Here is an 18413-nt window from a genome sequence, read left to right as displayed (position 1 = left end):
AAGAATGTCAGGCGCTTTTATCTCCCCAAGGTAGACAGATTTTCGCTCAACGCAAGATTGATGTGGAACCTGTCTTTGGGCAGATAAAGGCTTGTTTGGGTTACAAGAGATGTAATCTGAGAGGGAAGCGTCAAGNGAGAATTGACATGGGATTGGTACTTATGGCCAATAACCTCCTAAAATACAATAAGAGAACGACTCAAAATTAAAAAGCTAGAGTTCCGCAATTGGGAAGCTCTAGCTTTTTTTGTGGCTGAGAATTATTTTGTCCCAGGCTCTTTTTTATTTTTAATTATTAACCTTCTTTTGAGTATACAGAATAACAAGAAGCGTAAAAATAACAACACCGATCACTTCCAGATGGGTAAATGTGGTTCCTGTTTTCGGCAACACTTTTTCATCTTTATTTTTCTCTGGTTCCTTATCATCTGAACCATGGTTGTCATTTTGACTTTTTTTCTCCGTTGTAGAAGAATCAGTAGTTACAACATTATTTTTATTCTTCTTAGGTACTAGCGCTTGTTGAGCCGTTTCTAAAGCGACTAACACTTTATCAACCTCTGTCTGACTTGCGTCTGCCTTATCTACTATTTTTTGTGCTTGTTCAAGCTGCTGATTTAGCTGGAGAATGGACTCAGAACTATACTTTTCTTTATGTTTCAATAATTCTTTTGATGAAGTAATCGCTGCCACCAATTTTGTTTTATCCACTACCTTTGATTTCGTCAAAATTAAATCATCAATCGTTCCCCATGCCCCACTATTAACCTTGACTGAAACGCCTAGACTTACCTGACTTTCTTTTGTTAAAGTAAAGCTTAATTCTGCTGTCTGCCAATTTGACCACCCTGATAGTTTGACCTTTTTACTTTGAATATCTAGACCACTGGAGTGAGCAAAAGCATAAATATCCTCTGAACCATTGGTATCTCCCCCCTGGATCTGGACAGAAAAGTGATATGTTCCTGCTGGAAGTGTCAAACTTTGTTCAAGACCTGTCTGATAATCTCCATTAGCATGGTAGAAGTTCATGGCGTATTTTCCAGTTTTAGGAGTATCCTGTCTTCGCTTGATAAAATCGTTAAAGGTATAAGCGGACATATCCTCTTCTTCAAAACTATAATTTGAAAGAAGACTTTCTTGTACGGCAGTATCCTCATTTTTGTCATACTCCAGATTTGTGTTTAATCCGGTATAAACATATTTAAAAGTAGCAAGAGACGGTAATGCTTTTCCTGTAAAGTCAAAGAGCGCTTGGTTATCCCATTCTGAACCACCGTAATTTGTTTGGTTAACGTTTGGATCGTATCCAATTGCATAACTAAACGCCCAACCTGAACCATATTGTTCCCAAATAGGTAGATTCGCTTCTTTCCCCTTCTGACTAACAGGAGTCCAAGCAGGTTCCCAGTAAAATACACCCAGCGCACTACTTCCAGCCTTATTTGTAGCATCAATCACATCACGTAAAGCATGGGACTGCCCTTGGACAGAGGCTGGGTAGCCTCCTACCGTTAATTGATTCTTGTTTCGAATAACATTCTGTTGACCGTCACCATCTTCTAGCGTATAAGCGTAAGAAGTTTCTGCAACCAAGGTCTTCTTGCCATAATTATCAGCTACTGTCTTCAAAACATAAGTCAAATTGTCTAGACTACCATGCCAAAAGCTATAGTAGCTTGTAGCAAATACATCATAATCAATTTGGTGATTAGCTAATTCTTGAGCATAATTTAAAATCGTATCTGTTTTGTCAGGATTGGTTAAGTGAATGGCAACTAAAACAGATGGATCCACTTCACGCACCGCTTTTGATCCTGCTGCATACAAGGCATAACGACCTTCACCAGCTTCTCCAGCTAGACCACTGCTAGTTGTTTCATTTCCGATTTGCACCATGCCAACACTGACACCAGCTGCTCTCAACTTTTGAAGACTATCTTTAGTGTACTGGTAAAGAGCAGTTGATTTCTCAGTTAAATTCATGTTAGCCCAAGCCTTGGGCACCACTTGGCGCCCTGGGTCAGCCCAAAAATCTGAATAATGGAAATCTACTAAAAGCTTCATTCCATGTGCACTTGCTCTTTTCCCAATCTCAATTGCTTTATCTAGGTCATTATTTCCGGCACCATAGCCATGACCATTTTTATCATAGGGGGTCATTCCAAATTCTCACTCGAATATAATTAACCCCATTTTCCTGAAGAATATCGAAAATGTCTCGCACATTCCCATTCTCATCTTTATACTGTACACCACTTTGTTCTTGGGCAATTAGCGTGGAAATATCCGTTCCCCTAATAAAATCCGAAGGCAGATTATCAACTTTATCAATACGAATATTCGTCCTTTCTTCAGCAGAAATAAGAATATTACTTCCGATCAGACAGAGGATGACGGCTAAAACAAAGGATAATTTTTTCCAATTTTTCATATTATTCTCCTACTCTAAAAACTAAGGATAGGAAGCACGCTTCTATTTTTAAAATAAGTGTTGCCCACCCCAATTTTCTAGAGAATTATATTCTACTCAAAATGTGAAAGGACAAATTGTACTGCTCCTTTAGGATCACGAGTTAACTTGATGTATTCTGCACCCTTTGTTGCAACAAGTTTAATACCTAATTTATCTGTATCTTTTTTAATATCTTCATAGTAGGAATTTACTTGCGGCGCAAGGACAATCATATCAAAGTCTTTCATAATTTCATAGTGTGAACCATATGCGCCTGCCGTTGAACTGAGGTTAACCCCAAGTTCTGCTGCTCCTTCTGTCAAGGCATTTGCTAACATAGCACTTGTACCTGCTCCTGCACAAAGCACTAAGATATTATGCTTTTCTCCTTCTGCTGCTACTCGAATCTTTTCTTCAAGTTCTGCTTCTACCTTTTCTTCAAGTTCTATCACTTCAGATTTTTTAGCTTCTTCTTCAACTAAGGAATCATCATAAGCCTTGATAAATGGAAGATAGATAATAGAGTCAATCACGAGCAAGAGGAGCATCAAAACAATTGATAAAATTCCTGCGCCTGTCCCTAAAATAAGACCAATTGGTGCCGGAGTTGCCCATGGTAAAACATACATGAAACTATTCATTCCAAGAACATCAACAAAGAATTTAAAAGCACATACATTGACCATTGGTGTCAATAAGAAGGGGATAAAGAAATATGGATTTAAAATAATAGGTGTTGCAAAAAGTAAGGGTTCATTAACTGCAAAGCAAACTGGGACAAACGAAGCTTTTCCGACTGCTTTTAATTGCTTTGATTTAGCAAAAAGCATAAAGAGAAAAGGAACGACAAGAGTTGCCCCTGTTCCACCCATGGTTCCGACAAAGTTACCCAAACCAACGGTCAAAACATTTGAAGCATGTTGACCGGCTCTGACTAGTTGTAGATTGGTTTCAACATTCGCATAAATAATTGCAGCAATAGCCGGCTCTACAATAGAAGGACCATGAACACCAACGAACCAGAAGAGAGCCATTGCTCCCCAGATAATGGAAATACCTAAATATCCGTCTGCTGCTGTAAATAGGGGCTGAAGCAGAGTGATGATCGCTTCTGCAAAAGAATGACCAAAGAATATCCGAACAATCGTATCAATAATGACCGCAGCAAATACTGCAAAAGAGAATGGGAAGACATCTCGAAAAGTTTGGGAAATTGTTCCAGGAACTTCTTTTGGCATCTTAATTGTAATATCTTTCAGAACACAGAATTTATAAACATTAACTGTAATAAATGCCGCGACAAAAGCTGCCAAAATACCTTTGGTTCCCATATACCCGTTTGCTAGACCATTTTCAATTTGGTCAACACTAAGTAAGAGAAAACTTACAATGGATGCTAACATAACAGATACAGAATTAATTTTTTTATTAGTCGGCATATTCCGATTCATTGACTCTGATAGGCAGCGTGCTGTTGTTGCAGAAACAAGAAGAGCAACAACACCCATTGAATAGCCATAAACTTTCCAAAGCCAGGTTGATACATTTTCAGGTAATTTATAACCAAAAATTTCTGGAATAGCTGCAAGCAAAATAAAAATACTTGAAAATAGAATAGCTGGCATAGCAGCTAGGAAACCGTCACGAATGGCTCCTAGATAAATATTACGTGATATTTTTTCAAAGAAAGGTTTTCCTTTTTCAATTTGTTTAATAATTCCGTTCATGGAATTAATCCTCCTTATATTGTTGTTTATATAGTTCAATAAAATCCACAATCAATTCTTTTAACAGTAGAGTTGTCATCAAATGATCTTGTCCGTGGATAAAAATAAATCCTAAATCCAAATTTTCCCCAGCAGCTTCTTGAGCCAAAATTTTTGTTTGAGAATTATGTGCTAGGTTTAAATTTTCATCTGCCTCCTTTAGAGCAGAATCTACATTAGAAAAGTTCCCTTGACGGACTTCTTTTAGTAAGTTCAGAAGTATACTTCTGGCATCACCTGAATAGGCCACAATTTCAAATCCTAACATCTGCAATTCATTTTTATTCATTCTTTTCTCCTTTCTTATACTATCACTTTTGTTTCGCTAACATGTTTAAACCAGTAAGCTGACTCTTTTGGATAACGTTCTTGTGTTTCAAAATCAACATAAAAAAGACCATAGCGCTTGTTGTAACCATTAGACCATGAAAAGACATCCATAAGTGACCAAAGAAAATACCCCTTTACGACAACGCCTGCTTCAATAGCTTTTGAAAGAGATTGAAGATAAACTTTGAGATAATCAATCCGTGGTCCATCCATAATCAAGCCATTATCAAACTCATCCTTATAACCCATGCCATTTTCTGTAATATAGATTTGCTTGTAATGTGGGTAATCCTGCTTAATCCTCAGAAGTAAGTCATACAGACCTTCTGGATAGATGATCCAGTCCCAATCTGTCCTTTCAATACCTTCCTTATAGATTCGTTCCCCAATTCCTTTAACTTTATAAACTGAGGTTCCCTTATCACCTGTTCCATTATGATGAATAGCTGATTCTCCTTGATAGGCTTTTACAAAATGACATTGATAGTGATTAATTCCAAGGTAATCATTTCGATGACTAGCCTTTTTCATTTCACGAAAATCATTTTCTGGAAAATCATAACTAGCCTGATTTGCTTCACAAATTTCGTTAAGTGCTCTCATGGTTTCTTCAGAATAGTAGCCCAAGTAGGTAGCGTCCAATAAGAATCGAATAGATAAGGCATCATCCAAGAAAGCTGCGTGTTGATCTTCTTCTAAGTCTGTCGCCGGATATTTCGTTTCTAAAGAATGAACAACTCCAATCTGACCTGCATAACCACTATCTTTAAACAGATTTACAACCCGTGCATGAGCGTACATCATATTGTGTAAGCATTGAATGACTTTAGACAAATCGTATTGAATTCCTGGTGGAAAAGTACCCAATAAATATTGGTTGGTCGCCACTGGGTAAATTTCATTAAAGGTACTCCAGTGACGTACTTCTGAAAATTCCTTAAAACAAAATTCTGCATATGCAACAAACGCTTCAATTGTATCACGATTTAAAAAATCTCCTTGGTCAAACAAGGCCTTTGGTGTATCAAAATGGTGCAAAGTCACAAAAGGTAAAACATGATGTTTTGCACATTCTGCAAATACCCGATGATAGAAATCTACCCCTTCTTGATTAATTTCTCCTCTTCCATTTGGAAAAATACGACTCCAAGCAATAGATAAACGCAAACCATTAACTCCAAATTTTTCGCAAAGTGCTATGTCTTTTGAATATTGATGATAAAAATCACTCGCCGGGTCTGCTAAAAATCGTCCTTGTTTTTCCAAAAATTCATCCCAAGCAACAGGTCCTTTCCCACCTTCTTTGGTTGCACCTTCCACTTGGTAAGCCGCAGTAGCTCCACCGAATATAAAATCTTCTGGTAATTGAAACATTCTTTTCTCCTTATAATAATCTCTGTACATGTATAACCAAATATACCTTCTCATTTGGATTCAAATTTCCACCTAGTCGTTGGCAAATCATTTCGTAAATCCGTTCTCCAACTTGATAGGCTTCTGGATAATCCTTTTTTATATGTGCTTCCAAACTCTTCATCGAGACATTTGAATTGCTGTCTTCTTGTTCGAGTCGCTCAATGAAATAAGTCAAATGAATCATCAGGCGATCATAAAAATTACTATTCTTCTGAGTTCTCTTGATTCCATATTTTAAAAGTTCTTCTTGTACCAAGCTGATCATCTGTCGAGTCAATTTTTGCTCATCCTGACTAACCACAACATCTTCGCCCTTAGCATTGATAAAGTGGAGAGCAATACGTCCAATCTCATCGGTCGGAAAAGTAATGTCTAATTTCTCTTTCAAAGTATGCAAAGCCTGTTCAGCGATTGCATATTCAATCGGATATTGTTCTGACATGTCTGGCAAATTGCTATTTTGATAACTTCCTTTTTGCAAGGCCTGATAACTACAGTAAATATGATCTGTCAAAGTGACGTAGATGTATTCCTGAACAGGAAAATGGTATTCCTTTACACCATAATCAATAATTTCATAAGTCGTTGTAATAAAATCTAGAGGTACATCTTTTAACAAAGCTGAAAAATTCTTTTGTGATTCTTCACTTTTCATTTGGAATATTTTTTCAACCCGTTCTTCTGCTATCACATCACCTTTCTTTTTCTTAAACACAATTCCCAAGCCCATAATCACCGCTTGCTCGCCATTGTCTTGTTTAACGACAGCCACGTTATTATTTAATGGTTGGACAATTCTAAACATCTTTATCCTTTCTAGTAACAGATTTTAAAAAGCTAAAAAGACCACAAACGCCCCAAAAGTCTCCTTTTAGTACATTTATGGTCTCGCCTAATTCCTAGTTACAATCCATGTTTTATTCTGTTGAATTCATTATAGCACTTTTTGTTCTTTTTGCAAGCGTTTACTATTACTTTTTTTCAAAAATGTTTAAAAACTTTCTAATTGTCCAAAAAAGAGTTAGAGACTGTTACCCTCTAGCTCTTTACACCCTCGTGTCTTGGTTAATCATGATATTCGCCACGATCCCACTTGTCCAAGAATTCTTTGAAGAAGTTTGGATCTTGGTGAAGTTCATGACCAGCCTCAACTGCGGCGATTTTTTCAATCAAACGTTTATTTTCAGGTGTTTCTTTGTACTCAGCATTAATAAAAGCATCAATGATGTCGCACATAAGAAGCTCACCAATAATCTTACCACCAAAGCCGATAACATTGGCATTGAGCTCTTCTTTGGCATAAAGGGCACTGGTCATATCACGCACAAGCGCAGAGCGAATCCCTGGCACCTTGTTCACTGCATTATTGATCCCAACACCGGTACCACAGATGCAAACACCGAGATCCGCTTGCCCTGTCACAACGGCTTCGCCGACTTTTTTACCAAAAATCGGATAGTGGGTTCGAGTGAAATCATAGGTCCCAAAGTCCAGCACTTCGTGTCCTTTTGACTTAAGGAAATCAGACACCGCCATTTTAGTATCTGTTACGATATGGTCACATCCAATAGCAATTTTCATCTTCATTTCCTCCTAGCACATTTTATTGAGCATGTCGACACGAATTTGGTGACGACCACCGTCGTATTTCCCATTGACAAAGCTTTTAGCAATATTCTTAGCCAGACCTGGTCCGACAATTTCAGCCCCCATAGTGATCATGCGTGCATTATTATGACCACGTGTCATGTAAGCTGAACGTTCATCTGAAACCTCTGCACAGATCATTCCCTTGATCTTGGTTGCGGTCATAAAACTCGCCACACCATAAGCATCAATCACGATACCAAGATTACCATCAGCTTCATTGACGGCTTGAACTACTGACAAAGTTGTGTCTACAGCGTCCGCACCATCACGGCTGACATCAACCACCTCATGACCTTCCTCAATCAGAAAGTCCTTGACGATCTCCTTAAGCGCAGATCCTGCTTGATCCGCTCCAATGATAATAGACATGAAAATTCCTCCTTACTCCATTTTCCAGTCAAAAGCAAAGCTCTGACTCTTCATTGTTATATTTTATATTATATACTTATTTAAACAAAAGTCAACACTTTATGTTCAGAAATGTTTGTTTATAATAAATTAATATCAAATGCTAATTTCCTTTCCTGACCAGACACTACTTTTTGTACATTTGGCTTATCAAGAAAATCATTTGTAGCGTGCACATCTGTTGATAGCCCCGACCACGGTTCAAGCGCGATAAAGGGATCATGATTAGCAGTCGACCACAAAACCAAATAAGGAAAATCTGCAAAATCCACTTGCAATCCTTTTCTATGTTTTCTTGACAATAATTTAACCGAACGTGATTTTAACCGATCCAAAGTCAGAACATCTTGACTGAAAAGATCATAACTTAGGTCTAGAACATTCCCCTTGATAGGCAACTCATGGCGTTCTACTAAATTCAGAAGACCTGTTTCTGGATAAGAAGTCGGAACAGTCAATTTTTCGTCTTTTTCAAACTCTAAATAGTAATCTTCATAAGTTTCACCAGCTAAAAGCGGACAGTTAAAGCCGGGATGTCCTCCAATGCAGAAGGGGAGTGTTTTTGCATCTAAATTTTTAACTGTATAAGTCGTACGGACACCCTTTTTTAGAAGGTCATAACGAATCTGAAGTTCAAACTCAAATGGAAATTGTTGGTACATGTCATCATCACTTTGAATGCGGAAAATGATATAATCATCAGCCTGCTTAAATAGCTCAAATTCTTTCTTACGTACCAAACCGTGCCGTGGCATAATCATTTCTTTTTCAACTATGGTTGCGCGATTATCACGCAAACTTCCACAAATGGGAAAAAGAACAGGGGCCTGTCCTGACCAATAGGTCGCGTCCCCCTGCCAAAGATATTCAACTCCATCTGCGTCTTTTATTGAAGAAAGTGCCCCACCAAAAGTCGCAAACTCGAGTTTAACCTGATCATTTTTTAAAGTTAGTGCCATCTCAAACTCCTATAATTCTGTCAAAACTATTTTCTTTAGAATTCGTGCCACATCTGCCTGATCAACTTCTGGTGTCCATTGTAGACAATTAGCAGTCGCGTAAGCACAAGCACGCATGACACTCTCACGATCAACCAAACCTCGTACATGCAAAGAATGGCAAAGGCTTCCTAAAAAGAAATCTCCTGAAGCAATCGGATTTTTAACCTCAATTTTAGGAAAAGTCAGTTTAAAACAATCATTACCAAGTTTGGCAACAACTCCCTTGCCGCCCATTGTTACGATAAAGAAAGGCAAATCATGATACGACTGAATCAAATCGCGCACTTGTTCAGGAGTTTCTGTTGGTTTACCTGTCAGTTCAGCTAGTTCTTCGTCATTAATTTTAACAATAGTTGGTTTCGCAGGAAGAGCTGCCTTAAGTGCTGATCCTGATGTATCAACCACTAGCTTAGCTCCGTCTGGCAACTTAGCTGCGACTTGTGCAATATAGTCCTCGGGCATGCCTTTCATAAGAGAACCCGAAAAGACTACACTATCACCTGGTTGAACCGCAGATACTAGCTTTTCGGTAAATTGCTCTAGCAGATTTGCATCCAAATCAAATCCTTTTTCATAGACCAAATAGGTCTTTTGATGAACCGTATCAATCGAAATAGTACAAGTCCGCGTATTCTTGTTGACTGCTGTCACAACCAAGGGGATCCCGTCATTCTCATTAAGTTCTGCGACATATTCACCCATTTTTCCGCCTAGCATCGTGTGAATGCAGAAATGATCTGTCTGACCTTTTGACTCTTCCTTTAACACATAAGCAGCATTAAAACTTTTCCCACCAGCATTTTCATGAACCATATCTGGACGATTCACCACCTCTGCCTGAAAATCACTAAGCAAAATCGTCCGATCAAGAGCTGGATTAGGGCAAACTAGATGTAACATAAATATTTCTCCTTTTTTGTATTCGGTTACATTGTAATTTATTTTTTATACTTTTGCAAGAGAAAATGTTCATTTTTGTTCTAAAAAGAAAAAACTCAGTAAAAACTGAGCTTTAGATAATTTTTGTAAAAACTTGATATCGTTCTCTCAATTCATCTGAAATAGTATCATCCGTCACAATCGCATTCACATCGTCCAGATGATAGAAGGTATAAAATGAGTAACTATCTAATTTGGTGTTATCAGCCACGATGTACTTCTCAACAGCATTATTAAGGATAATTGCATTTCCATTTCCTTCTTCCTCGTTAGCAGTTGTTACATTGTGCCCGTCAATCCCATTCACTCCGATAAAGGCCTTAGCAACCTTAATCTCTTTAAGAAGTTTATTGGCAAACTGTCCTACAAAAGTTTGAGTTTTCATACGATAACGGCCGCCAACAAGGATGATGTCAAGGTTGGGATTATCCTTCAGAGTCTCAAAGATTGGTAAAGAATTCGTTACAATACTAATTTTCTTATCTTCGAGATAATCACTAATAAAACTAGTCGTGGTTCCTGAACCAATGAAAACGGTGTCGCCATCTGTGATCAAATCTGCACATTTACGAGCGATAACCTTCTTTTCTGCAACATTAATGGTCGTTTTTTCTATATGAGAGGCTTCATTGAAGGTTTCTTTCGCCTTTTTATGAGCTCCACCATGAACACGAATGAGGAGATCTTGCTGCTCCAACTCAATCAGATCACGACGAATAGTCATATCTGTCACATCTAAAATCTCTTTCAGGTGTTTGACCGATACCACACCATTTTGTTCCAATTCTTTTAAAATAACTAGATGACGACTTTCTTTCATGTTCGTTTCCTTTCATAAATGAACAACTTTAACTTATACAATTATCCTAATTAGTAGTTGTATAACACTATTTCTGCCGCATAATATAACGGTAGATTCTTTTTCTATATTTATAACCTTACACTCTTATTATACTCGTTATTTGTAGAATTTCAACAAATTATCTAAAAATTTGTAAAAATGTGTTTGACTTTGTTTAAAAAAAGTTATATACTTTTCAATATAATAACAAGAGGAGAAAATGTCCATGACAACAAAACTTGAAAAATTGAATCGTTTGTGTGATGATAACGGGGTCATCGCCGCACTTGCTATTGACCAACGCGGAGCACTTCGTCGTATGCTCGGTGCTGATACTCCAGTTGCTGAGTTGGAAAATTTCAAAGTGCTGGTTTCAAAACATTTGACTAAATACGCTTCTTCTATCCTGCTTGATCCGGAGTTAGGTTGGAAAGCGGCTGGCGCTCGTGATGAAAATGCTGGTCTTTTAGTCGCTTATGAAAAAACTGGCTATGACTCAACCGTTCCAGGACGTTTCCCTGACTTGGTAGATAACGTTTCTGTTCAACGCTTGAAAGCAAACGGTGCTGATGCAGTTAAAGTTCTTCTTTACGTTGACGTGGACGAAGATCGTGCAGTGAATGACGTGAAAGAAGCTTTCATCGAACGTATTGCTTCAGAATGTAAAGCAGAAGACATGCCATTCTTCTTGGAATTGGTGTCTTACGATGCAAACGTAACTGACGAAAAAGAATATGCTAAACTCAAACCTCGCAAAGTTATCGAAGCAATGAAAGTTTACTCAGAGCCTCGTTTCAACGTTGATGTTCTTAAAGTCGAAGTTCCTGTAAACATGAAATTTGTTGAAGGCTTTGCTGAAGGCGACGTTCTCTACAACAAGGAAGAAGCGGCTGGTTATTATGCTGAACAAAGCGCAGCTACCAACCTTCCATTTATCTTCCTTTCAGCAGGTGTGTCTGCTCAACTTTTCCAAGATACACTTCGTTTTGCAAAAGAATCTGGCTCAACTTTCAATGGAGTCCTTTGCGGACGTGCAACTTGGGCTGGCGCAACAACTGCTTACCAAGAAGGTGGCGAAGCTGCTGCTATTGAATGGCTGGAAACAGTTGGTAAACAAAATATTGAAGAACTAAATAGCGTTCTTCAAGAAACAGCTACTCCAGCAAAATTTTAATTTGTCTCCCTTATAAAACCCAAAATCGCAGCTAAGCCTAGCTGCGATTTTGGGTTTTTCTTTGCATGATATGAACTGAATAAGAAAATTAAAAACTTCAACCCTATTCCTTCTTTTCTTGCGCTGTCTGCATGTCATAGTAAACACCACGCGCAGCCATCAGGTCGTCATGCTTACCATGCTCCACAATATCTCCATCGACCAGAACAAGGATCAGATCTGCATTTTGAATAGTGGATAAGCGGTGAGCAATGATAAAGCTCGTTCTGCCTTCCATGAGTTTCCCAAAGGCTTCTTGAATTAACACTTCTGTTCTTGTATCAATAGACGATGTCGCTTCATCCAAAATAAGAATCTTTGGAATTGTCAAAAAGACACGGGCAATCGTAAGCAGCTGGCGCTGTCCTTGTGAAAGCGAATCACCAGCATCCGCTAGGTAGGTATCGTAACCTTGTGGCAACTGCTGAATAAAGAAGTCTGCATTGGCTGCCTGAGCAGCTGCAATCACTTCTTCACGCTTAGCATCAGGTCGTCCGAAAGCAATATTCTCATGAATAGTTCCTGTCTCTAGCCAAGTCTCTTGCAATACCATTCCAAACTGCTGCCGAAAAGAGGGACGCGTATAATCGGTAATCGGCACACCATCAAGCGTAATTTGCCCGTGATTAACGGAGTAAAAGCGCATAAGCAGATTAATCAGTGTAGATTTTCCTGCTCCAGTTGGTCCGACAATAGCGACCTTGCTGGCAGCTGGAATAGCAATATTCAAGTCCTTTATCAGAATTTTCTGTGGTTCATAACCAAATTGGACGTGCTCAAAAGCAATCGCTCCCTTGACCTCTTCTGACATTAGTATTTTATGTCCAGTCTCTACCACTTCTTCTTCATCCAAAATCAGATAAAGCCGTTCTGCACAGGCAAGGGCGCTTTGAAGTTCCGACATGACAGAGGAAATATCATTGAAAGGTTTGGTGTACTGATTGACATAATTAAGAAAGGTCACCAGCTCTCCAACCGTAAAGTGCGAACCACTGATAATTCGTATTGCTCCAAAACCTACCATCAGTGCATAAATTAGTGCATTGATAAAGCGTGTTGAAGGGTTGACCGTTGAGGAATAAAAGATAGCATCCTGCGAATAATTGGCATAAGTCTTATTTGTCTCTGTGAAATCATCGATGAACTGTTCTTGTGCTCCCAGAGTTTGAATCAAGGTTTCCTGACTTAGACTTTCTTCAATCAACTGACTCTGAATGCCGCGTGATTGAGTTTGGGCTTGGAAAAGTTTAAAACTTCTCTTGGCAATAAACCGTGCTAAAATAATAGATAAGGGAGTTAGGAGTAAAACCAAGGTCATCATGAAAAAGTCAAGCTTTGCCATCGTTACCAGAGTTACAAGAATGGTTAAAATTCCCACAAAAAACTGGTTAAATACCATGAGAAGACCGTTGTTAAGCTGATCAATATCTGTCGTCACACGGCTGACCAAATCCCCACTTCCTTGCTTATCTAGATAGGCAAGAGGTAGATAATGAATCTTATGTGTCACACGGTCACGCAAATTCTGACTATAACGATAGACTAATTGGTTATAAATGAGCGGATTAACCCATTGAATAAACGTATTCCCAGCAATGACTAGAAGCATCTGCATCACAAGAACCGATAAATGATGGCCGGCATTTGGTAAGAGGACACTGTCCACGGCACATCCGATTAAAATGGGCAGATAAATGGTCAGTGCAACCTGAATAATGGTTCCTAGGCTAGCCAAAAATAAGAGGACAGGTTGCTGGGTCAAATCTTTCGTCAAGCGCCTGAGGCTGCTATTTCTTTGTTTCATGACCTGCCTTCTTTCCATGCTGAGACTGATGAATTTCGCGATAAAGTTCGCTCTTTTCTAACAACTCTTCATGACGTCCTAACCCAACTTGCATTCCTTTGTCGAGAACTAAAATTTTATCAGCATTTTTCAAGCTATTCGTACGCTGCGAAATGAGAATTAAACTCGTAGCAGAAAGCTCTGTTTTGATGGCTTCAAGCAAGTGTGCTTCCGTCAAGTAATCCAGTGCAGAGGTCGAATCATCTAAAACCAGAAAAGGAGCTCTATGAAGCACAGCTCTGGCAATGGTTAAACGTTGGCGCTGGCCACCAGAGAAATTACGTCCAAAAGCTTCAACCGACGCGTCTAGTTGTCCTTTTTTATCTGAAACAAAATCTGTTGCTTGTGCAACACCTAAAGCCCACCAGAGTTCTTCATCGGTCGGAACTGGATTAAGTCCTAAAGTTAAATTAGAACGAATTGTTCCGCGGAAAAGTTCAGCTTTTTGAGGCACAACTGCTACCCACGAACGCCATTCTGCAAGATTTTTTGGACTAATTCCCTGATTAAAAATGTGCAATTTGCCTTCTTCCGGCTGATAGATATGCGAGAGTAACTGCACCAGACTTGTCTTACCTGACCCAGTCCCACCGATAATTCCCAAAGTTTGACCATGATCCAAATCAAGCGTAATTTTTCGCAGAGCAGGACTTGCTGCTAAAGGATAGGTAAAAGTCATATCTTTGATAGAAAGAGCTCGTTTTTCTAAAGTCTTTTCTTGATTAAGCGGAGCTGTGACATCTTCCTCAGTTTGCTCAAAGACTTCAAGTACCCGTCCTGCACTGATATAGCTTTGATTGAGCGAGTTGACTAACATAGCTAACTTCAAGAGTTCAGTTAGAATTTGCAACAGATAATTAACCAAAGCAACCAGCTTGCCTTGGGTCAAATTTCCTGCGTCAATCATTAGGTGTCCATTCCAGATGACAAAAACCAGCGTAGCATTGACGACAAGAAAAGTTAGGGGGCTGAGAAGACTGGCCCAAATTCCTGTTTTTATCTGCCAAGCCTTGTACAGGGCATTGATTGAACGAAACTGGCTAATTTCACGGCGAGTTTGGTCAAAAGCGCGAATGACTCGCATCCCTTGAATTTGCTGACGAGTGAGATTGACAATCTTATCTGTTATTTGACGAATTTTGGCATACATGGGATTGAGCAGATGAGACATAACTGTCACGAGAATGCTAAGCACCACAACCATAGCAAGAAACCAGCCTGTGATAGGTGGACTAATGACAAAAGCCATGATGATGGCTCCACCAACAATAATTGGTGCCCGCAGAAACAGACGAAGAAATTGGTTAATCCCCGTCTGAATCTGGTAGGTATCACTGGTCAAGCGGGTGACCAAACTTGAAGTCGTCAACTCATCTCGACTGCTCTTAGGCAGGCGTAAGATTTTTTGATACAAGTCTTGAGTCAGCTGACGCGTGTAACCAACCGCAGCTTTAGATGAATAGTACTGGGCTGTAATAGCAACAAAAACCCCTGAAATTGCCAAAACTGCAAGTAAAGCCATCATTTGATAGAGATGACCACTATCTTTTCGGGGAATCGTTTGGTCAACGATTTGTGCGATTAAGAGCGGAACGAGCAACTCAAAACTCGCTTCTAAAAGTTTGAATAAAGGCCCGAGTACGCTCTCTTTTATATAACCCTTAAAATAAACTGCTAAATCTTTCATTGATTTTCCTACTTTGGATACAATATACGGAAAATGAAGAGTCACCTCTTCATTTTATCTTATTTTATTTATCACCTTTATTGCGGATAACGAAGCCTGTTTTCTTTTCGCTAGAGGTATTGCGTGGCTTCTTGTGGTCTTTGCGGTAGCGTTTTTCCTTATCAAAAGGATCGCTCTTACCACGACGCTTGAAGTTATCACGACGACCTCCTCGATCATCACGGCGGCTATCACTACGTCTATTGCCACCTTTCTTGCGTGCACCGTTATTTCCTGCATATTTGAAAGGCAATGGTTTTTCACGCGCAATTTCCACTTCTGGCAAGGATTCTGGATCCTGCACCGTCAGGCTGAGAATGTACATAGCCAACTCTTCTGGAGAAAATTCAGCTGCTAACTTGCGCGCATCTTTGCTAAATTTCTCAAAGTTGCCACGAATGGTCTCGTCTGCAAAATCGCGTTCGATTTTCTTAAGAGCCACTTTTTTCTTGGCTTGGAAGGCTTCTTCAGCCGTTGCTGGCTTCAAGCCCTTCATGCGTTTCTTGGTTAAATCTTCGATAATCTTGAGATAGCCCATTTCGTTTGGTGAGGCGAACGTAATCGACTGGCCAGATTTTCCAGCGCGTCCAGTCCGTCCGATACGGTGAACATAGCTTTCAGGGTCTTGCGGAATATCGTAATTGTAAACGTGGGTCACGCCCGAAATATCCAAACCACGCGCCGCCACATCAGTTGCCACAAGGACATCCAGATTGCCGTTTTTAAAGTCTCTGAGGACACGCAGACGCTTGCCTTGGTCCAAATCCCCATGAATACCTTCAGCGCGGAAACCACGGATTTTGAGGCCACGAGTCAGCTCGTCCACCCGCCGCTTGGTGCGTCCAAAGACAATGGCCAACTCTGGCTGGTCTACATCCATGAGTCGAGTCATGGTGTCGAACTTTTCTTGCTCCTTGATACGGATGTAGTACTGGTCAACCAGCTCGGTCGTCAATTCCTTAGCCGCAATTTTCACATGCTCAGGCTCTTTCATAAATTGCACGCCGATACGCTTAATGGCGTCTGGCATGGTCGCTGAAAAGAGCAGAGTTTGGCGGTCTTCTGGGACACAGGCGATAATGGCTTCAATGTCTTCTAGAAAGCCCATGTTGAGCATTTCGTCGGCTTCATCTAAGATAAGAGTTTCGACGTGATTGAGCTTCAAAGCCTTGCGCTTAATCAAATCAAGCAAACGTCCCGGCGTTCCGACAACAATGTGAGCCCCTGATTTGAGAGCCTTAATTTGCTTTTCAATGCTAGAGCCACCGTAAACAGAGCGTACCTTGACCCCCTTGCTACGCCCGAAGCGAAAGAGCTCTTCCTGACTTTGCACTGCGAGCTCTCGTGTCGGAGCCACAACCAAGGCTTGGATCGTCTGTTCATCCGTGCGGATTTTTTCCAGCGTTGGTAGGCCAAAAGCTGCTGTTTTCCCTGTTCCCGTCTGGGCTTGACCGATAACGTCTTGTCCAGCCAAGGCCAAAGGAATGGTTTGCTCTTGGATCGGGCTAGCTTCTACAAAGCCAGCTTTTTCAATCTCTGCTAATAATTCAGCAGACAAATGGAATTCATTAAATTTCAATGTTCTTCTTCTTTCTAAAGGTAGTGCGAAGCCACCTTATCAAACTTAGGAAGCGAAAGCAAGAGCCCTGAAACCAGTCGGTCTAAAGGCCGTCTCCCGCTTTGCAATATACAACTTATCTAGTATACCATGTTCTGATACAAAAAGATAGCTGAATTAGGTTTATTTCTGACTTAAACGTTTTCTTGGAAATACCTTGAAGAGAATAGACAATTTTTCCGATCATCAAAATGCTGCCACATTGACTGCTTTGACAGTGAACACACCATTTTCATGCTGCAAAATCATAGCTCGCCCATTATCAATCTCTGGTAAGTCAGCCGTCTTTTCTAGGAGCAGAAAAAGAGTTTCCATCACCACACCATGAGCTACCACTAAGGCACGCTGACCCGCACACTGCTCTAGGGAAAGAATAACTTGATTTAAGGCCGCTAGCAATCTAGCTTCAAACTGTTCCCGACTTTCCGCCCAGCCACTCTTATCGATTTTAGACATAGTATCTGTAATCAATTCACGAAATTTCCGCCGACTCTGAAAAGTACAAGTTTCAGTCTCATAACCATTGTAATGAAGAATAGCAGCAATCGTGTCTTCGTTTGAACACCCTTCATACTCACCAAAACACATTTCCCGCCAATCCGGATTTTGCTCAATTGGAGAATCTGACAAGCCTGCTTCCTCAAGAAGCAATCCTACTGTTTCCAAAACTCGTCCACGATCGCTCGCCACAACGACTGAAAAATGCGCATTGCTCCTTTTCAATGCCTGCCCCATTCGTCTAGCCTGCTCTTTCCCCTTTTCTGTCAAGGGAGAATCTACCCATCCCTGAGTGCGATTTAATTCATTCAAAAAAGTTTGTCCGTGCCGAACAATATAGATTTCTTGCATTATTTTCTCCTTGTCCAATTCTCATTTTATTATACCATTTTAAAAGCCTTACAAAAAGAAAGAGCCTGGGACAATAGTCCCTTATCTCCAAAAAAAGCAACGGCAAATCCGTTGCTTTTTTGCATGGTTGCGATAGTCCTGGTAAAATAGAATTGCACAATAAACCATTTAGAAAGGCTATCCCATGCATATTCACTATAACACAAATCAAACAACTTTACCACTAGAAATCAGTTCTTTCTTGCCACAAGACCATCTCGTCTTTACGATTGAAAAAGTGGTGAATACTTTGGAGGATTGTCACTTCCACGCCTTCTATCATGCCTTTGGTCGCCCGTCTTATCACCCTAAAATGCTT

19 protein-coding genes are annotated in these 18413 nt (G+C 40.0%); 3 read left to right on the top strand and 16 right to left on the bottom strand.

Features of this window, described 5'->3' with window-relative positions; all coding sequences use genetic code 11:
• Positions 1-209, top strand: a 209-nt coding sequence (locus A3I3_RS0105995) for a transposase (protein ID WP_018371827.1), incomplete at its 5' end; no start/stop codon positions are given.
• A 79-nt stretch (positions 210-288) separates the two neighbouring features.
• Here A3I3_RS0105995 and A3I3_RS10175 read toward each other — a convergent pair.
• The 11 genes from A3I3_RS10175 to A3I3_RS0105945 all read right to left on the bottom strand — a co-directional run bounded on the left by A3I3_RS10175 (position 289) and on the right by A3I3_RS0105945 (position 10785).
• Entirely contained in the window at positions 289-2163 is a 1875-nt protein-coding gene (locus tag A3I3_RS10175; RefSeq protein WP_263399421.1) for a glycosyl hydrolase 53 family protein, read from the bottom strand.
• Positions 2150-2434: a glycosyl hydrolase 53 family protein gene (locus tag A3I3_RS11245; RefSeq protein WP_263399420.1), complete on the bottom strand. Its 285-nt coding sequence runs from the start codon at positions 2432-2434 to the stop codon at positions 2150-2152. Before A3I3_RS11245 ends, A3I3_RS10175 begins: the two co-directional genes overlap by 14 nt.
• A 92-nt stretch (positions 2435-2526) precedes the next feature.
• Complete coding sequence (locus tag A3I3_RS0105985) at positions 2527-4182, bottom strand: PTS lactose transporter subunit IIBC (RefSeq protein WP_018371826.1); 1656 nt, start codon at positions 4180-4182, stop codon at positions 2527-2529.
• A 4-nt stretch (positions 4183-4186) separates the two neighbouring features.
• Positions 4187-4510, bottom strand: coding sequence for a PTS sugar transporter subunit IIA (locus tag A3I3_RS0105980; RefSeq protein WP_018371825.1), 324 nt, complete (start codon positions 4508-4510; stop codon positions 4187-4189).
• 14 nt (positions 4511-4524) lie between these two features.
• On the bottom strand, positions 4525-5925 hold the full coding sequence (gene lacG, locus A3I3_RS0105975; RefSeq protein ID WP_018371824.1) for a 6-phospho-beta-galactosidase: 1401 nt from the start codon (positions 5923-5925) through the stop codon (positions 4525-4527).
• A 10-nt stretch (positions 5926-5935) separates the two neighbouring features.
• Positions 5936-6772, bottom strand: a complete 837-nt coding sequence (locus tag A3I3_RS0105970) for a PRD domain-containing protein (protein WP_018371823.1) — start codon at positions 6770-6772, stop codon at positions 5936-5938.
• A gap of 260 nt (positions 6773-7032) precedes the next feature.
• On the bottom strand, positions 7033-7548 hold the full coding sequence (lacB, locus tag A3I3_RS0105965) for a galactose-6-phosphate isomerase subunit LacB (protein ID WP_018371822.1): 516 nt from the start codon (positions 7546-7548) through the stop codon (positions 7033-7035).
• Between the two features lie 12 nt (positions 7549-7560).
• Positions 7561-7986 carry a galactose-6-phosphate isomerase subunit LacA gene (lacA, locus tag A3I3_RS0105960; protein WP_018371821.1) on the bottom strand — a complete coding sequence of 142 codons (426 nt, stop codon included), beginning with the start codon at positions 7984-7986 and terminating at the stop codon, positions 7561-7563.
• Positions 7987-8105: 119 nt separating this feature from the next.
• Positions 8106-8984, bottom strand: coding sequence for an aldose 1-epimerase family protein (locus A3I3_RS0105955; RefSeq protein ID WP_018371820.1), 879 nt, complete (start codon positions 8982-8984; stop codon positions 8106-8108).
• Positions 8985-8993: 9 nt separating this feature from the next.
• Positions 8994-9926, bottom strand: coding sequence for a 1-phosphofructokinase family hexose kinase (locus A3I3_RS0105950; RefSeq protein ID WP_018371819.1), 933 nt, complete (start codon positions 9924-9926; stop codon positions 8994-8996).
• A 112-nt stretch (positions 9927-10038) separates the two neighbouring features.
• The gene (locus tag A3I3_RS0105945; protein WP_018371818.1) at positions 10039-10785 is read right to left on the bottom strand and encodes a DeoR/GlpR family DNA-binding transcription regulator; all 747 of its coding nucleotides are present in this window, start codon (positions 10783-10785) and stop codon (positions 10039-10041) included.
• A 247-nt stretch (positions 10786-11032) separates the two neighbouring features.
• Here A3I3_RS0105945 and lacD point away from each other — a divergent pair, with 247 nt between their 5' ends.
• Positions 11033-11980, top strand: coding sequence for a tagatose-bisphosphate aldolase (lacD, locus tag A3I3_RS0105940; RefSeq protein ID WP_018371817.1), 948 nt, complete (start codon positions 11033-11035; stop codon positions 11978-11980).
• Positions 11981-12083: 103 nt separating this feature from the next.
• On the opposite strand, the gene A3I3_RS0105935 is transcribed toward lacD, so the two are convergent.
• The 5 genes from A3I3_RS0105935 to A3I3_RS11120 form a co-directional block, all read right to left on the bottom strand.
• Positions 12084-13823, bottom strand: a complete 1740-nt coding sequence (locus A3I3_RS0105935) for an ABC transporter ATP-binding protein (protein ID WP_018371816.1) — start codon at positions 13821-13823, stop codon at positions 12084-12086.
• Positions 13807-15549, bottom strand: a complete 1743-nt coding sequence (locus A3I3_RS0105930; RefSeq protein ID WP_018371815.1) for an ABC transporter ATP-binding protein — start codon at positions 15547-15549, stop codon at positions 13807-13809. The genes A3I3_RS0105935 and A3I3_RS0105930 overlap by 17 nt, the downstream gene beginning before the upstream one ends.
• Before the next feature lie 64 nt (positions 15550-15613).
• The gene (gene cshA / locus A3I3_RS0105925; RefSeq protein ID WP_018371814.1) at positions 15614-17167 is read right to left on the bottom strand and encodes a degradosome RNA helicase CshA; all 1554 of its coding nucleotides are present in this window, start codon (positions 17165-17167) and stop codon (positions 15614-15616) included.
• Positions 17168-17392: 225 nt separating this feature from the next.
• Positions 17393-18055 (bottom strand): histidine phosphatase family protein, encoded by a 663-nt coding sequence (locus tag A3I3_RS0105920; RefSeq protein ID WP_018371813.1) that lies wholly within the window; start codon positions 18053-18055, stop codon positions 17393-17395.
• A 29-nt stretch (positions 18056-18084) separates the two neighbouring features.
• Complete coding sequence (locus tag A3I3_RS11120; protein WP_018371812.1) at positions 18085-18279, bottom strand: hypothetical protein; 195 nt, start codon at positions 18277-18279, stop codon at positions 18085-18087.
• On the opposite strand from A3I3_RS11120, the gene A3I3_RS11280 reads away from it, so the two are divergent.
• A partial coding sequence (locus tag A3I3_RS11280) for a transposase (RefSeq protein WP_478078760.1) occupies positions 18240-18413 on the top strand: 174 nt, incomplete at its 3' end. The two genes, A3I3_RS11120 and A3I3_RS11280, sit on opposite strands and share 40 nt — an antisense overlap.

It is taken from the genome of Streptococcus massiliensis DSM 18628, from assembly GCF_000380065.1.
Classification (GTDB): domain Bacteria; phylum Bacillota; class Bacilli; order Lactobacillales; family Streptococcaceae; genus Streptococcus; species Streptococcus massiliensis.
This window is presented reverse-complemented; position numbering and strand designations above follow the sequence as displayed.

Coding starts and splice junctions, on each gene's coding strand:
- A3I3_RS10175 (WP_263399421.1), bottom strand. CDS start 2,163: ATGACCCCCTATGATAAAAATGGTCATGGCTATGGTGCCGGAAATAAT.
- A3I3_RS11245 (WP_263399420.1), bottom strand. CDS start 2,434: ATGAAAAATTGGAAAAAATTATCCTTTGTTTTAGCCGTCATCCTCTGT.
- A3I3_RS0105985 (WP_018371826.1), bottom strand. CDS start 4,182: ATGAACGGAATTATTAAACAAATTGAAAAAGGAAAACCTTTCTTTGAA.
- A3I3_RS0105980 (WP_018371825.1), bottom strand. CDS start 4,510: ATGAATAAAAATGAATTGCAGATGTTAGGATTTGAAATTGTGGCCTAT.
- lacG (WP_018371824.1), bottom strand. CDS start 5,925: ATGTTTCAATTACCAGAAGATTTTATATTCGGTGGAGCTACTGCGGCT.
- A3I3_RS0105970 (WP_018371823.1), bottom strand. CDS start 6,772: ATGTTTAGAATTGTCCAACCATTAAATAATAACGTGGCTGTCGTTAAA.
- lacB (WP_018371822.1), bottom strand. CDS start 7,548: ATGAAAATTGCTATTGGATGTGACCATATCGTAACAGATACTAAAATG.
- lacA (WP_018371821.1), bottom strand. CDS start 7,986: ATGTCTATTATCATTGGAGCGGATCAAGCAGGATCTGCGCTTAAGGAG.
- A3I3_RS0105955 (WP_018371820.1), bottom strand. CDS start 8,984: ATGGCACTAACTTTAAAAAATGATCAGGTTAAACTCGAGTTTGCGACT.
- A3I3_RS0105950 (WP_018371819.1), bottom strand. CDS start 9,926: ATGTTACATCTAGTTTGCCCTAATCCAGCTCTTGATCGGACGATTTTG.
- A3I3_RS0105945 (WP_018371818.1), bottom strand. CDS start 10,785: ATGAAAGAAAGTCGTCATCTAGTTATTTTAAAAGAATTGGAACAAAAT.
- lacD (WP_018371817.1), top strand. CDS start 11,033: ATGACAACAAAACTTGAAAAATTGAATCGTTTGTGTGATGATAACGGG.
- A3I3_RS0105935 (WP_018371816.1), bottom strand. CDS start 13,823: ATGAAACAAAGAAATAGCAGCCTCAGGCGCTTGACGAAAGATTTGACC.
- A3I3_RS0105930 (WP_018371815.1), bottom strand. CDS start 15,549: ATGAAAGATTTAGCAGTTTATTTTAAGGGTTATATAAAAGAGAGCGTA.
- A3I3_RS0105920 (WP_018371813.1), bottom strand. CDS start 18,055: ATGCAAGAAATCTATATTGTTCGGCACGGACAAACTTTTTTGAATGAA.